Here is a 15627-nt window from a genome sequence, read left to right as displayed (position 1 = left end):
TATATCGCCCCCTTAAGCCTGAAAACCTTTGTCAGGTTCCACCGTGATCTTTTCTTTTCTATGCTTTTTCGAACCCTCTTTAAGTGATTCCTCATCAAACACAGGGTTTTTAGCAGGAATTAATCCTTGAGGGCGATAGATAGCAAATATAATTAGAATCGCACCAAAGATAAATCGCTGCATTTTGGCTGGAGCGAGTGCCTCAGGGAAACTGATAACACCATCCAGACTCAATTGATTTAAATAATTTGTTACTTCAGTAAGCACCTGCAGATTGAGTATCGTAATTACAGCCGCACCTAGGATGACACCTGGTACACTTCCCATTCCTCCTAAAATAACCATTACAAGGATGGTGATGGACTCTAGTAATGTGAAGCTTGTAGGGTCAACAAACGTCTGCTTCGCCGCAAACACAACCCCCATCATTCCTGAAAAAGATGCCCCTATTGCAAATGCTAATAGCTTCGTCCGCACGAGATGTATGCCCACTGATTGGGCAGCAATTTCGTTCTCTCTTACCGCTTTCCAAGAACGGCCGATTTTAGAAAACTCAAATCTTCTAACAGCCAAAATGACGAAGAACAAGATGGCAAGAACGATATAGTAGAATTGATTTGGATAAACAAACTGATACCCGAATATTTCTGGCGGTTTAACAGACGCTAAGCCCATTGCTCCGTTTGTAATATTTACAGGCTTATCAAGGTTGTTGAAAACGATTCTGATAATCTCTCCAAAACCAAGCGTAACGATAGCCAGATAGTCTCCTTTTACACGAAGTACAGGTATTCCTAATAAGACTCCGAAAAGTGCAGCGACAAAACATCCTATCAAAATAAAGATCCAAAAGCTTTCACCTGATAAAGGGAACGTTCCGAAAGGCATAAAGTTAGCAGCTTGTCCTGTTGCGAAAATTCCATACGTATAAGCTCCAATCGCAAAGAAAGCGACGAATCCGAGATCCAACAAACCTGCTAATCCAACTACAATGTTAAGTCCCAAGGCCATCGCCACATAAATTCCAACTACTGTAGCAACTTCCATGTAAGATTGATAGCCTGGTCCTGTACTAGAAATAAAGGGAATGACTCCAATCAGTACAACTCCGGCGATCAGCCATTTTAGGCGGTCTGGCAATTCTGTATAGTACAGAATCAATAATGAGAATAGAAGCAAAAGAAAAGCTGTAACTGAGGCTTGAGCAAGATACAGGCTCAACGAAGTTACCAATACATAAAGGACGAGCAGAATAATTTGTGCCAGCTTGTTGCCTTTTAATTTACTTGTCAGCTTTTGCATGGCTCTTCACCTACACTTTCTCAGTAACTGCTTTGCCAAACAGTCCTTCTGGTTTAAAAATCAATACGATAATTAAGATTGCAAATGCAAATACATCTTTATACTCAGCCCCAAAGATGCCGCCTGTTAATATCTGCAGATTTGCTGCTGCAAACATTTCTAAAATACCTAACATAAGTCCGCCAGCCATAGCACCACGAATATTTCCAATCCCTCCGAGTACAGCGGCCGTAAATGCTTTTAATCCTAATATAAAGCCGATATACGGGTCGATAGTTCCGTACTGAACAGCAAATAGAACGCCTGTCGCTCCGCCTAATGCTGAACCGATAAAAAAGGTAAGAGAAATGACTTTGTTCACATTAATAGACATGAGAGATGCCGTTTCACGGTCTTGAGCTACTGCCCGCATCGCCATGCCCCATTTCGTTTTATTAACGAAAAAGTCTAATCCAATCATCATGATGACAACAGCAATGATCAGGATTAATGTTGATGTTTTAAAGAATGCATCACTGAAGGATGACGAGATACTAGAAAATTTAATAGAAAATTTCTCATTGAACATGGAGGGCCCTGTTAAAATATAGTTTCCTCTTTTGTATTCTGTAATGAAACGTACGAGATCCTGCAGCAAAAACGAAACACCGATTGCTGAGATCAGCGTAATAAGTTTAGGCGAATTTCTGAGTGGCCTGTACGCCATCCGCTCAATGCCAACACCCATGAAACCAGTGAGAATCGATGTAACAACAAGCACGAGGATTAAGGCGAGAATGGCAGGCATAGCGGCCAACCAGCCCATTCCTGTCATCAGGATAAGCATAGCTACCCCTATAAAAGCACCTGTCATAAAAATCTCACCGTGTGCAAAATTGATAAGTTCTAATATTCCATAAACCATCGTATAACCAAGAGCTATTACAGCGTAAATGGCACCTAGAGCTATTCCGTCTACAAGTACTTGAGGCAGACTTTGTAAAATTTCAGCTAACATAAATATTCCTCTCTTTCACAACTAGGGAGTATATGTGTAAAAAAGAAGAGGGATATGGCCTTTAGGGTCATTCCCTCTCTTGTAAACATAGGTTTACTTACTGATTTCGCCTTCTTGAACTCCTGGATATTTAGCTTCACTGAACTTGTAGATGTAAACTTTTGCGAACTTGTTGTCACCGATATCATCAAAGCCAACTTTTGTAACAACACCTTGGAAGTCTTGAATCTTACGAACTTCTTCTGCAACCTTCTCACGGGATGGAAGATCTCCGTCACTTCCTTCGATCGCTGCCTCTAAACCTTTTAATAGAACGCTCATAGAATCATATCCGTAAGCTGAGTAGGATTCTACGTTCTTGTTGAACTTCTCTTTGTATTTAGAAGAGAAATCTTTGCCTTCTGTTGTTTTGCTCGCATCAGCGGCTACAGATGTGTAGTATACGTTCTCTACAGCGTCGCCTGCGATTTCAACAAGCGTAGAAGAATCCATTCCGTCTCCGCCCATGAATGGAATATCAATTCCTTTGTCACGAGCTTGTCGGATCAACTGACCGCCTTCCGTATACAGTCCGCCAAAGAATACTAAGTCAGGTTTCTTTGACAATACTTGTGTAAGTACACCATTAAAGTCTTTTTCACCAACGGTGATTCCTTCGTAACCAAGTATTTCAGCTCCAGCCTCTTCAGCTGCCTTTTTGAACGCATCTGCAAGTCCTGTTCCATAAGCAGTTTTGTCCTGGATAACGAAGATTTTCTTAGCTCCTAATTTATTAATCGCAAAGTCTGCACCTGCAGGACCTTGGAAATCATCACGTGCTACGATACGGTTTACGGTTTTAAGACCACGATCTGTTACCTCCGTTGCGGTATTCGCTGGAGAAACCATCGGCACTTTATACTTTTCATAAACTTCAGATGACGGGATGGATACGCCTGAATTCAAGTGGCCAACTACTCCAAGGATTGATTTATCTGATCCGATAAGCTGTGCGTTGGCAACACCTTTTTTAGGGTCTGCTTGATCATCATACGGCTGAAGCTGAAGCTTGTACCCTAAGTCTTCAAACTTCTTCTTATTCTCTTCCAATGCAAGTTGTGCGCCTAGCTTAATGGATTCACCAAGTGTTGCACTTCCACCAGATAAAGGAGTTTGCGTTGCGATTTTAATTACTTTTCCGCTTCCTCCCCCACTGCCGCCTTCTGATCCTCCAGAAGCATTACAGCCTGCCAAAAGTCCTAGTGATAATGCAGAAGCTGCTAATACTTTTAACCCTCTCTTAATCCCCACCTAAAATCCCCCTTGTATGAATATTTTGATTATTGCTACTATTTAAAAAAATAGTACATGAATATGAGAGAATAGACAACTAAATTTTAGAAAAAATAGATTATTTATATTAAATTTAAAAGTTTTCCCTAATATTCAACATATTTCTTTGTTGTTTGATAGATCTACAACTAAAGTAGGAAGTTAACAAGGATGCTCATGGATTTGGTTGATTTTCGTTCCAGATGCTCGCATTCCTTGGTGCAGGCGATGAGCCACCTTAAGTGTCTCACCTGCCCGCCTGTCCCGCAGGAGTCTCGCATCTTACACTCTAATCAAATAGCAATGAAGAATATCTTAAAAGAAATCTCATAAGTAATTATCTATTAGATAATTAAAAAAGATCCACTGTGATGTTCAGTGAATCTTGATGGAAAAGCTTATTTGTTTGCTAGTATTTTCACATGATACTTTCGTTTACGAGGTCCGTCGAACTCACAAAAGTAAACACCTTGCCACGTTCCTAAAAGAAGCTTGCCGTTCTGGATGAATACAACTTGCGATGAACCAACTGTACTTGCCTTTAAGTGAGAAGCTGAGTTTCCTTCTGCATGACGATACTTTGGATGTTCCCACGGATACACTTCGTCCAGTCGCATGAGCATATCTGACACAACATCCGGATCTGCATTTTCATTGATTGTAATCCCTGCTGTTGTATGCGGACAATATATGTACATGACACCATCGTTCACCCGCTGCTCCTCAAGATAGGCTTGCAGTGTACTCGTTATTTCATACATTTCATCTCTTTGATGCGTTTGGATCGTAAAAACTTGAGACAATTTCATCCCTCCTCTATCTTCTTAATTTGATGTTCCCTAAGAAAATCCTTTTTAATACTCAATTGTCGCTAATGTGGATTTATTTCAATTAACGTGGAATTATCTCAATTAACGTGGATATATTTGAATTAACGTGGAATTATTATTGAGTGTTCGGTTTAGATATACATTATTAAATTTTTGTTCTTTTCAAGTCGACAAGAAACAAGATATGAAGCAAAAAAAGAGGAATGACCCCACTAGTGGAGTCATTCCTTTTCAATACCTTCTATTTCCGGTGAACACGCGTACGGTCACCTGCGATTTTTTTCCACTTCGCCCGTTCAGCAAGCGCTAACTTTTGATCTTCTTTTCTGGCAAAGTACGCTAACTCGCGCTGTAATTTCACGAAACTATTATAGCGCTCTTCGTTCAGCTCGCCGTTTTCAATAGCTTCTTGCACTTTGCATCCCGGTTCATTTTGATGTGTACAATCACGGAAACGGCATTGTTCTGCAAATCCTTCAACGTCCTGAAAGCTATGACTTAAGCTATTATCGCCTTCCCACAGCTGCAGTTCTCTCATTCCTGGCGTATCAATTAAAATCCCTCCGCTATCAAGTACGAGCAGTTCGCGGTGAGTCGTTGTATGCTTCCCTTTGCCATCTTCTTCACGAATAACATTTGTTTTTAATACCTCTGATCCAAATAGTTTGTTCGCAAGCGTTGATTTACCAACACCAGAAGAACCTAAGAGGGCAACTGTTTCTCCTTCTGTAATATAGGAAGAAAGAGCATCTAATCCTGCTCCTGTTTCCGCACTTACCGCAAATGTCGGAACACCAAAAGCAATCGTTTCTACCTCATCTATATATTTCTGTATGTCATCACAAAGATCCGCTTTACTCAGTACGATAACAGGAGTTGCACCGCTTTCCCAAGCCATCAATAGATAGCGTTCGAGTCTGCGCAGATTAAAGTCTTGGTTTAGTGCATTTACTAAGAAGACAGTATCCACATTAGTCGCTACAATCTGCTCATCTGTGGTGAGTCCAGCTGCTTTTCGAGAAAACTTGCTCTTTCGCGGCAGGATTCCGTGAATATATGCTTTCCCTTCTTGCGGATTGGCCTGAACAGCAACCCAGTCTCCAACCGCTGGGAAGTCATGTCTTCCTGTCGCGTTGAAACGGATTTTCCCAGTAATTTCACCTAGCATTTCACCGTGTTCGGTAAGAACGGTGTACAGCCCTTTATGTTCCACACTAATTCTACCTGGAACAAGATTATGATCTTCATATGCTTTGAATGATTCTTGAAATGTTTGATCCCAACCTAGTGATTTTAAATTCAATGTAATACCCTCCGAATAAATGTTGTCAATTTTTTTATAAAAGAAAAAGAACCTATCTACTTAGGTTCTTTACAGAAAGATGGGTTCACAAATACCCCTTCTTCATATAAAAAACCATGGCACTGTATGTACAGCCCATGGTTAAATGACAAATTTAAACGAAGATTTTGGAACGCAAAAAACTATTTGCGTTTCTTCATTGTCCCAATAGGCTGTACATGAAATACACTCTCTGACGTCAATCCATTAAGTTGTCTCATCATACATCCCTCCTTGGGTTTTATTAAAATTACTTTACTTTTCAACTATAGCAGTATATGCATAATTTGTAAATAGATGCATATTTTTTATTTTGAAACAGAATCTCCTTTGTATCCGGTAATGATTCGTTTAATCATGGCCATGTCCATATTTAATGGTTTAGCTTCTATCTCTTTTAGTAATTGCTGCGTGTTTGCGTCATCAAATGTAATGTTTCGATTTAGATAATTTTTATATACATCTATAACACTGTTTAACAGCTTTTCCTCTTCGTTCAAGAATGGTTCATAATCATACGGAGCAAGTTTAAAAAGCTCGAGACCTGCTTTGTCTCTCATGATCTGAAAAACATCAGCACTTAATGGCGGATTGCTGTTTGTAATATGGTATATGTTATTTTCTCTGCCTTTTTTCAAGACACCTGACAAAACATCTGCCACATAATCAACCGGTACAAGATTTTGTGTACTACCTTTTTCACAAAGCAAGTGAAACACACGGTCGCCCATACCTTTACGCTGAAATCTCTTTTTAAATACTTCCAAACTTCTAAGCAATCCGTACAACGTGAATTTGGAGTCTGCTTCCCCTGTCTCTGAGTCCCCAATAATAATTGCCGGTCTCAAAATCGTTACATTAAAGCAGTCTTTAAACTCCATACATAGATGTTCTGCTTTACATTTGCTCTCTTCGTACGGGTTGTTAAAGTTGTTGTCCACGTCATGCAATTCTTCTTTTGCATACTCGTCCTTTCCAAGTGTATAAGCTGTGCTTACATAATAAAATTGGGAAACGCCCATTTTCTTTGCTGCATGGAGTGCATGGCGTGTACCTGTATAATTTATTTGAAAAAGTTCCTCTTTAAGATCTAAATCAAACTTCACAAGAGCAGCCATATGATAAAAAGCATCAATTTTACCAACAAGCTCTTGTTCTGTATCTTGAGTCATACCTAAATGAGGGAGTGTAATGTCCCCTTGAATAATATGAATATCGCCGTTCAAATCAGCCGTCTTCAAAAGAAGCTGTTCAGCTTTTTGTAAGTTTCGCGCCAACACGTAAAGAGTATGACCTTCACGTGCCAAGTTTTGAATTAAGCGACCACCTAAAAAACCAGTTGCTCCGGTAAGAAAAATATTCATTAAGCCGTTCCTTCCTATTCCTATATCAGCATACTTCTTCTATATAGTAACACAACATTACTGCTATGTTGCCGGTTTCATGAGATATGCAGGATATAGCAAAAAAATAAAGCTGCTATTCAAGCAGCCTTATTTTTCATCATCTGGTTTTGCTATATTAACAGCTGGCATCTCGCTATTCATGTAATCAGTAGGATGCCCATCCGTTTCTTGATTTTCATCATAAAAATAGGCATTGATCTCCTGTTCTGCATGAGCAGTTGGATCTTCATAAGGTTTACTATTTTTTCGTTCTCGGTCCACAGCTACTCTTCCTTTCCACATGTTTCACAAGCTTTAAATACTTCTTCATATTGAAGTGTTTCATTGGCATCGAATGTGTAGTTGCAGAATTGAACAACTCCATTCTGGTCAATAACAAAGCAGGAACGAATGGCAGTACCATTTTCTTCGTTTAATACATCAAACTGTTTTGTAACTTTCTTATGCCAGTCTGCTAAAAGTGGGTACGGAAGGGTTCCAAGTGCTGCAGCAAAAACATTATGTGAATAAATATGATCAACACTGATCGCTAGCACTTCTGTATTGGCATCTTTAAAACGTTGGTAATCCTCTTTCCAAGAGGTTATTTCCTTTATTCAGCCAGGGGTGAAGTCCAGGGGATAAAAAGCCACAAGGACATTTTTCTTCCCTTTAAAGTCTGATAACGAAATATCTTTTTTCAATGTGGATGGCAATGTGAATTCTGGTGCACGGTCACCCTTTTTTAACAATAAACCCACCTCCTTGCATCATAAGAATATACTTCCCCGATTATATAAAAGAAAACGTTGGAATATTTAGTAATAGCATGATGAGGACTCAAAAGCTTAAGACTTATAAATACCACTTCAAGACTTATAAATTTTTCCGAAGACTTATAAAAGAAAATTTCAGTACAAAAAAGCCAGGGACCGCGAATCCCTGACTTCATTTTTGCTATTTTGTTTCAGTTACTACTGTGATTACATCTGTTTCTTCTGTTGTATCTTCTTCAGTTGCTGGCACTTCAACAACTTCTGAAGCATCTTCTTCTAAAACTTCTTCAACTGCTAAAATCGCTGCGTTGATTGCTGCATGAAGCTTCGCATTTTCAGATGCGTGCTCAAATGCTAATGCACGAATTTTGTTCAAAAGAGCAGAAACTTCCTCTTCAGTTGCTGGTGCTTCTTCCGTTACTTCTTCTTCAGTCGTAGTCTCTTCAGTTGCTGGAGCTTCTTCCGTTACTTCTTCCTCAGTCGTTGTCTCTTCAGTTGCCGGAGCTTCTTCCGTTACTTCTTCCTCAGTCACAGTCTCTTCAGTTGCTGGAGCTTCTTCCGTTACTTCTTCTTCAGTCGTAGTCTCTTCAGTTGCCGGAGCTTCCTCAGTTACTTCTTCTTCTGTTGTTGTTTCTTCTTCAGCTGGTAATTCTTCTTTTGCTTCAGCATGTACAGCAGCGTTTGGTGCAGCATGCAATTTTGCGTTTTCACTTGAACGCTCAAATGCATTAGAATTCATTTTGTTTTGAAGAGATTTGTTTTCTTTTACTTCTTCAACATCTTCAGAATCTTCTTCGTCAGAATCGTCATCCTCTTTCACTGCATCTTCGTCAGCAATTACATCTGGTTGATCTTCTTTTTTAACTGGATTATCTTCATTTTCCTCTTGAACAGCTTTATCTTCTGAGTCTTCGCCTTCATCATCTTCTTTATTCACTTTTTCGTCAGAGTCGACATCGGAATCTTCGTTGCGAGTAGCATCCTCTTCTTCAGTCACTGTATCTTCTGTTTTACCTTCTTCAGTATCTGTTTCAGGAATTTCGATTTCAATTACTTCTTCCTCAACAGGCACTACAACTTCTTCTTTTGGCTCTTCAGTTACAGGTTCTGTTACAACTGGCTCTTCTGTTTTAGTAGGTACAGCATGAACAGCTGAGTTTGGAGCAGCGTTTTTCTTTGCAGTTTCACTTGCATGTTCAGCTGCTTGAGAATGACTCTTGTCTTTTACAGGCTTTTCAGCTTTTACTGGTTTAGCCATTTTTTCAGTTTTAACAGGTTTTTCAGCTTTAGCTGGCTTTTGAACCTTTACTGTTACCTTAGCTGGTTTTGCAAAGTTCTCATCCTTAGCTTGTACATTTCCTTGAGATGCTTTTGCGTTCTGAACAGCAATCGCTTTCTCAGATTTATGACCAGCCGCTTCAGCAGCACCTGTTCCTACTACTGCTGCAAGAGTTAATGTTCCAGCAAATACTAAAGATTTTACAAATGTACGGTTGACTTTTTTCATTATAATTCGCTCCTTAAATTTTCAGATAGTTGTTTTACATCACACAATCTTTTTGAAAAATTAAAGAGCTTTTTTCCGGTGGTTTTGATGGCGGTGCGTTCACCCATTGACTTCTCAAGAGGTCCATTCTGTTAAAATACACAGAAACCTTTTCACTTTCAGCAAAGATCAACGGCAGAACTAAATTAGCTTTTACATTAGCTAAAGACGCTGTCCCTGTCCCGCCATCCGTGTTAGTGGATGAATGGGACGATCCTTGTCCTGAGGTCGCAGGAATCGCCTGAGAATCTTGATGTTTTGGATCTGGTTTAAATGGCAGATTCTGAGGAAGTTTAGACACAGCCTTTTTCTGCTGCATCACTTTAACTCTCTCATTGTTTAAAACACCATTCTTACTTTGTTCCTTAACTGTTTCTTTAGACAATTCTTTTTTGGTTAAAGGTGATTTTCTATGTATGACTTTTGTTGTTTCAGCCTTTTTAACTTGAGGCTGCTTTATTGGAACATTCTTTTCAGATTGTCTTTGAGGAACTGATTTTTTTATACCGCTTGAGTTCTTTGTATGCTGAACAGTTTTCTGTTTTGAAACACCAGCTGGATTTGCTTGCCTAACTTCGGAACTTCTTTCAGAACCTTTAGAGTCAGGTCTATTCACTTCAGCTTTCTTAATATTCACGTCAGAATGCTGTGTTTTCGATTTCTTCTCTGGTTGTTTTGTCGTTCGTTCTGAAGTTTGTTCTTTTGCTTTTTCTGGTTGGACAGCTGATTGAGCATTTTGTTCAGCAGCTGGATTCTGTTTCGCAGTTTCCTTTTCAGCAAAAACTTCTGCAGGTATAAAAAGGACGGCACCCGCGATCAAACTCTGCATAATGAGGTTTGGTATTCGCATAAATTCACCTCCCTTCTTTCAACTATATATTACATCCATTTCATGAAATATTTGTCGGTCTTTGTCCAAAATAGTTAATCCTTCCTAATCAAGCCAATACTTCAATTAAAAGCAAGAGGAACTTTGTCTTAAAAATGTTTTCGCACATCCTTGGAAAGCGAGCATTCTATTACAAAAATCAACCACTGCCAAGAGCAACAAAGATTTCCAAAACTGTACATGAAACTTTAATGATAAAATATCGTATATTTCATTTAGAGAGGCTAAGGAGGTCTTTATATGAGAAGTGCTAATCCTGCTTTAAAAGGTTCAACTTTTGATAAATTTAGAGGAACGTCTTTTAGTAATAGAATGACATTGTCAGGAACCGTCTATAAGACGTTTGCTTTGCTGATTGTATTGATGGCAACAGCGATATTTACATGGTACCAATATCGTTTAGGAAATCCTGTCGGTCATTATATTGTTATCGGTATGGTTGGAGGACTCGTTACAGCTTTAATCGTTGCTTTCGTTCCTAAAACCGCTCCATTGCTTGCACCCGTTTACGCAGCGTTGGAAGGCCTGGCTGTTGGGGGAATATCAGCAAGCTTCGAGTCGCAATTTAACGGAATTACATTGCAAGCTGTAGCTTTAACATTCGGAACTTTGTTTGCCTTACTGCTTGCATATATGTTCAGAATCATTAAAGTTACTCATAACTTTCGATTGATTGTATTCTCAGCAACAATGGGGATCATGCTTGTTTACCTTACTAGCTTTATTTTAGGCTTTTTCGGTATGAGTGTACCTTATCTTCACAGTACAGGGCCGATTGGTATAGGAATTAGCTTATTCATCGTCGCTATCGCTGCACTCAATCTTGTACTTGATTTTGACTTTATTGAATATGGTGCAGATCGAGGTGCACCTAAGTATATGGAGTGGTACGGAGCATTCGGGCTTATGGTCACTTTGATCTGGCTGTATTTTGAGATCTTGCACTTGCTCGCTAAATTAAGAAGCCGTTAAAGAAAACTTGGCTGACGCCTAGCCTTTATCGCGTCAGCCATAGTTGCGCTTATACCGAGATCCTAAACTTGTTGCCACGTCAAAAATCATCGTGTTAACAAGTTATACTTTCTGATCGTGTAAAAAAAAGAAGCCGATTATGGCTTCTCTTTTCTTATGTTAAAATCGCTATCCATCTATAAACCGTCCAGCATCCAACGCCAATATTAACAGCGTAAAGCGCCATACCCATTGCTTTGTTTGGAAATGTGATTAACTGTACCACATATAAAATCCCCCACAAGATGAGGATAAGCACTGCCCACACTAGACTGTTATAGTTACTTTGCATTATCGCTCCATAGCTAAAGATCCACGTATATGGAAGAAGCAAAATTCCTGTAGCAAAGTACGTTCCATGAACCACGTGTCTTTGAATTCTATTTGAAAACGGAGCTGCCTTACATGTCAAGCTGTACAACAAGGCGATTCCGAAACCGAATCCAAGAAAAAATACAACTTGAAAGATCTCATAAAAGAACACTGGCAGGATTTGAAATGCGCCGATCCAAAACAATCTGCTGAAAAATAATATGGTTAAGCCCAGCAGTACTCCGGGAATCGAGTATATAATTCTTATCCCTTTCCAGACGGTGAAGCCTAACAAAACTAAACCATAAATAAAAAACAAAAAACCCAGCAGTTTGCTGGAAAAAAGAAGTAAAAAACTATATAAACAGAAAAGAACGGCAAACGCAATATGAAACATATAATCATATTTTGTATGCTCAAGCTTTACGAATGTAGTATTTATTGGAAACATGCTGCACCTGCCAAGACTAGTCGTGTTTATACATTTATCGTCAAAGATATGTCTTTTGTTAATTATTCCTTTGGCACTTTAACAACGCCCCGTACGTGCCATAGGTGTATAAGCTCCAACCGTTTGCGATATTGTTTCGCTTGAATCCTGCCTTTTTTGTATCTTTTCTTCAACAACTGCATGTAATCTTCAATCTTCATATGATAGTCATCCATTATATTTACCCACCCTCACCAATTATCTCATTGTCATATTCCCGAAATTAGTCGAAATGTAACATGAAATTTTAAAAAAATTAGTGATTAAAGTGAGTAACTTGAGAAGAAAGTATTACTCCCCGAGCTTCTTAATATCATTTAACAAGTCGGTGTAAACCGCTATGTCATCTAACAAACCACTTTCCTTCAAGAAATCCGGACTTAATTCTCCGTTCTTTACGGCAGTTAAATAATTATCAATTCCATCTTGCAACGTCTGATTATGGTCCATCACCTGGTTATGAACATCTTCAAAAACTGAAGGTGGTGTCAGTCCGTTAAATTCTTTTATATCTGCATTCATATCTTGAAGCGCTTTTTCTAGTTCAACACGGGCATTTTGATCAGATATTGCCTTTTCAGCTAAGCCAGGGATGTCTTTTGAAAATTGTTGTACATCATTTATATATTCAGTTGCTGCTGGCACATAATTTATACCGTTTGTCACGTCTTCTACCGCTGAACAACCTGTTAAAACACTGAACGATAAAAGAACAGCAATTAATGTTTTCTTCATACGATCTCCTCTTTTCTTTTTAATTTCATAATCTACTCTACTCTCATGTCACCTAACCTTCTTATACGGATTGGTGCGCAAGAAAGTTTCAAAACAGGACAACCTAGAGATGTACTATAAAAGAAAGGATGGGAAGAACATGAATGAAAAAGATAAAGAATATGAAGGCAAAAAAGATCTTTATTTGGATATCGACAGGATGATAAACGAAGGAATGGCTGGAGGTACGGTTGCAGACGAAGAAGATTTAAAACAGATCAGCTATGATTCTGGTATCACCGATCAAGAAGAACCACCTATAAAAGCAGACAAAAATAAGTAGAGCCGCTCCCATGGAACGGCTCTTTCTTATGACTTCAGCTTTCTTAATTCACTTAGAACCTCTTCGTATCGATGATTCAGCTTAACTTTTTCACTTTCATTCATACAGATGGAAAGCTGGCTGATTAGCTCAGTCATCTCGAACTGCAGTTTAAGCATCTCTTCTTCATAAGCAGATCCAGCCTTCTTCTCCTGCTTAACACGTGCTGATTTAAATTCGTTAAAATTCCCCTCAAACCATATTGCTTTTGGAGGCTGCAAATCCAAGATATGTGTTGCCGTCTTTTCGATCAACCTTCTATCATGAGTAGCAAGAATAAAAGTTCCTGGGTAAGCCATCAAGACATCTTCCAGCGCTTCTCGTGTGAAAAGATCCAGATAGTTCGTAGGTTCATCCAACAATAACAAATTATAATCACTCAGAAACAGCTTTGCTAATGCCGTCTTCATCTTTTCTCCACCGCTTAACACTTCGACTTTTTTAAATACATCATCACGTTTGAATAGCATTCTGGCCAGTATAGTCCTTACCCATTTCTCATCGTATAAACTGTTTTCCATGACGTTCTCAAGAATGGTTTTGGCAGGATTTAATAGATCTAGATGCTGATGAAAATAACCGATTTTAAGTTGTTTAGATTTTATAATATTTTCATTGCCTCTGTAGATCTCTTTGAGCAGTGTTGATTTTCCTGTTCCATTCTTTCCTGTTAAAACAACCTTCATCCCTGGTTTTATTGTAAACGATAGATTTTGAAATAGCTGTCGGTGATCAAACCCGACTGAGAGTTCCTTTACTGAGATTGCCTGTTTACCATGAATAACGGAGAAGCGCTGTATATTAAATTCAACTTTTTGCTGCTCCACTGGTTTTTCTTTTTTATCGAGCATCTCTATTCTTTTTTCGATTACCTTTGACTTTTTTTCAAGTGACCGTTTCGCCCCCTGAAGCTTACCCTTTCCTAACTTCGCTTCACTGTAGGACATGCGTGCTGGTTTATCTTTCATACCTTTTGCTTTTGACGCTTTTTCTTTCGCCGTTTTCTCAAGCCTTGCTTTTTCTTTTATATATAGTTCATATTCAAACTGTTTGCGCACGTTTTTTTGTTCTTTTTGAATCAGATACTCTGAGTAATTGCCAGTATAGGAAGTGAACGTATGCTGATCTAATTCGATAATGTTTGTGCACACCATATCGAGAAACACTCTGTCATGAGAAACGAGTAACACTGCACCCTTGAAGTGATTAAGAACTTTTGCTAGTTGATCCATTCCCTCTACATCCAGGTGGGAAGTGGGTTCATCAAGTATGAGGATATCAGGATTGAGTTCAAGTGCAGCAGCAATCTGAGTACGTGTTTTTTCACCGCCGCTCATCGTCTCATACTTTTTCCCGTTAAGGTCCCAAACTCCTTCACTTTTGGCGGTTATCGCCTTCTCCACGTCATCGAACTGGCTCACAACAGCAAATGACCCGAAATGTCGAACTGTTCCTGCATCTGCATTCTCCATTCCTGTCAGCAGCTTTAGAAAAGTTGATTTTCCTGTTCCATTCAACCCGACCAAACCGATACGATCTTCAGAAAAAAAGCTGCAATGGCTCAGTTTGTCTTAAGATCAATCTTCCTTTATATGACTTTTCTAGTCTATTAGCTTCTAATAAAAGCATAAAAAAACCTCCCATTATTACTAGAGAGGTCTGCCCAAGCCGAACTAATATCGCTAAAAAAACGTTATTATTCGTTTTTTCACAACAAAAAAACAGGCTTGTTGTTAAGTCCTAAAAATGGGCAGAGAAATCCTATCTAGCGTTCTACTTTTTTATTCAAGTAAATGGCTAAAATAAGATTAATTGCGCATTGGACGTATACACCTGTTCCTTCCGTTATTTTTCTAAATTGTAAGCGATATCCTATGAATCAGTCAAGCATCCTCGCATCATTCCTGCACCCAATTCAGATTTACCTTTCGCTGGTTCGCTCCTGGCCGAGAGTCTTTTAATAAACGAATAAATAATAGCCCCTTCCGATAAAAAGCCTGAACAGGTTCCTGCAGTACTCTTACTGGGAGCGTGACCTCACGTTTGAATTCACCAAGCTGAAATTCTTCGGCATTTAATCGATAAGAATCCATCGTTAATGACAATTTCCCTTGAACAGTCAGTTTGAATGGATCGACCATAACCTCAACATCTTCGGTACGATTCAAACCAGGAAGAGCCAATACACAGCATATCTCTTGAGGGGTTTCATAAATGTTGCAAAGAGGGCTCTCATTTCTTGTATCGGTATTTGTTCCTTGGTTAGGGGTAAAAAACTGATCCCCAAAATATTCTTCAGCCATCCTTTTCCAGTCCATCATTTGCTTCCAAGTGTCCAAT

18 protein-coding genes are annotated in these 15627 nt (G+C 39.0%); 2 read left to right on the top strand and 16 right to left on the bottom strand.

All coding sequences use genetic code 11. The features are described 5' to 3' along the window. Window positions 1-12: 12 nt before the first annotated feature. The 11 genes from P8610_RS10990 to P8610_RS10940 form a co-directional block, all read right to left on the bottom strand. Window positions 13-1302, bottom strand: a complete 1290-nt coding sequence (locus tag P8610_RS10990) for a branched-chain amino acid ABC transporter permease (protein WP_394604419.1) — start codon at window positions 1300-1302, stop codon at window positions 13-15. A 10-nt stretch (window positions 1303-1312) separates the two neighbouring features. Next, a complete protein-coding gene (locus tag P8610_RS10985) occupies window positions 1313-2299 on the bottom strand; it encodes a branched-chain amino acid ABC transporter permease (RefSeq protein WP_289497138.1) in 987 nt (328 codons plus the stop codon). A gap of 93 nt (window positions 2300-2392) precedes the next feature. After that, window positions 2393-3589, bottom strand: a complete 1197-nt coding sequence (locus P8610_RS10980) for a branched-chain amino acid ABC transporter substrate-binding protein (RefSeq protein ID WP_394604418.1) — start codon at window positions 3587-3589, stop codon at window positions 2393-2395. 170 nt (window positions 3590-3759) lie between these two features. Beyond that, entirely contained in the window at window positions 3760-3891 is a 132-nt protein-coding gene (locus P8610_RS10975) for a hypothetical protein (RefSeq protein WP_394604417.1), read from the bottom strand. Between the two features lie 117 nt (window positions 3892-4008). Beyond that, window positions 4009-4413 (bottom strand): secondary thiamine-phosphate synthase enzyme YjbQ, encoded by a 405-nt coding sequence (locus P8610_RS10970; RefSeq protein WP_394604416.1) that lies wholly within the window; start codon window positions 4411-4413, stop codon window positions 4009-4011. 268 nt (window positions 4414-4681) lie between these two features. Beyond that, a complete protein-coding gene (gene rsgA / locus P8610_RS10965) occupies window positions 4682-5743 on the bottom strand; it encodes a ribosome small subunit-dependent GTPase A (RefSeq protein WP_394604415.1) in 1062 nt (353 codons plus the stop codon). Window positions 5744-6090: 347 nt separating this feature from the next. Then, entirely contained in the window at window positions 6091-7146 is a 1056-nt protein-coding gene (locus P8610_RS10960; protein ID WP_394604414.1) for an SDR family oxidoreductase, read from the bottom strand. Window positions 7147-7275: 129 nt separating this feature from the next. Further along, window positions 7276-7449 (bottom strand): hypothetical protein, encoded by a 174-nt coding sequence (locus P8610_RS10955; RefSeq protein ID WP_394604413.1) that lies wholly within the window; start codon window positions 7447-7449, stop codon window positions 7276-7278. Between the two features lie 2 nt (window positions 7450-7451). Beyond that, a complete protein-coding gene (locus P8610_RS10950; protein ID WP_289497148.1) occupies window positions 7452-7919 on the bottom strand; it encodes a redoxin domain-containing protein in 468 nt (155 codons plus the stop codon). 205 nt (window positions 7920-8124) lie between these two features. Next, entirely contained in the window at window positions 8125-9450 is a 1326-nt protein-coding gene (locus P8610_RS10945; RefSeq protein ID WP_394604412.1) for a hypothetical protein, read from the bottom strand. Window positions 9451-9484: 34 nt separating this feature from the next. Continuing rightward, entirely contained in the window at window positions 9485-10339 is an 855-nt protein-coding gene (locus P8610_RS10940) for a hypothetical protein (RefSeq protein ID WP_394604411.1), read from the bottom strand. Window positions 10340-10618: 279 nt separating this feature from the next. Here P8610_RS10940 and P8610_RS10935 point away from each other — a divergent pair, with 279 nt between their 5' ends. After that, the gene (locus P8610_RS10935; RefSeq protein ID WP_394604410.1) at window positions 10619-11350 is read left to right on the top strand and encodes a Bax inhibitor-1/YccA family protein; all 732 of its coding nucleotides are present in this window, start codon (window positions 10619-10621) and stop codon (window positions 11348-11350) included. Window positions 11351-11504: 154 nt separating this feature from the next. Here P8610_RS10935 and P8610_RS10930 read toward each other — a convergent pair whose 3' ends face one another. The 3 genes from P8610_RS10930 to P8610_RS10920 form a co-directional block, all read right to left on the bottom strand. After that, on the bottom strand, window positions 11505-12152 hold the full coding sequence (locus P8610_RS10930) for a hypothetical protein (RefSeq protein ID WP_394604409.1): 648 nt from the start codon (window positions 12150-12152) through the stop codon (window positions 11505-11507). 62 nt (window positions 12153-12214) lie between these two features. Next, complete coding sequence (locus tag P8610_RS10925; RefSeq protein WP_289497154.1) at window positions 12215-12367, bottom strand: hypothetical protein; 153 nt, start codon at window positions 12365-12367, stop codon at window positions 12215-12217. Window positions 12368-12482: 115 nt separating this feature from the next. After that, window positions 12483-12926 (bottom strand): DUF6376 family protein, encoded by a 444-nt coding sequence (locus P8610_RS10920; protein ID WP_289497155.1) that lies wholly within the window; start codon window positions 12924-12926, stop codon window positions 12483-12485. Between the two features lie 139 nt (window positions 12927-13065). Here P8610_RS10920 and P8610_RS10915 point away from each other — a divergent pair, with 139 nt between their 5' ends. Continuing rightward, window positions 13066-13248 carry a hypothetical protein gene (locus P8610_RS10915; protein WP_394604408.1) on the top strand — a complete coding sequence of 61 codons (183 nt, stop codon included), beginning with the start codon at window positions 13066-13068 and terminating at the stop codon, window positions 13246-13248. A 26-nt stretch (window positions 13249-13274) separates the two neighbouring features. Here the strand turns inward: P8610_RS10915 and abc-f are convergent, their stop codons facing one another. Together abc-f and P8610_RS10905 are read right to left on the bottom strand one after the other, a co-directional pair. Beyond that, window positions 13275-14852, bottom strand: coding sequence for a ribosomal protection-like ABC-F family protein (gene abc-f, locus P8610_RS10910; protein WP_394604468.1), 1578 nt, complete (start codon window positions 14850-14852; stop codon window positions 13275-13277). Window positions 14853-15185: 333 nt separating this feature from the next. Further along, on the bottom strand, window positions 15186-15626 hold the full coding sequence (locus tag P8610_RS10905) for an Hsp20/alpha crystallin family protein (RefSeq protein WP_394604407.1): 441 nt from the start codon (window positions 15624-15626) through the stop codon (window positions 15186-15188). Window position 15627 lies beyond the last annotated feature (1 nt).

Source organism: Fictibacillus sp. UD (genome assembly GCF_043558025.1).
Lineage (GTDB): Bacteria > Bacillota > Bacilli > Bacillales > Fictibacillaceae > Fictibacillus.
The sequence above is the reverse complement of the archived record's forward strand: the minus strand, read 5'-3'. Positions and strand labels throughout refer to the sequence as shown.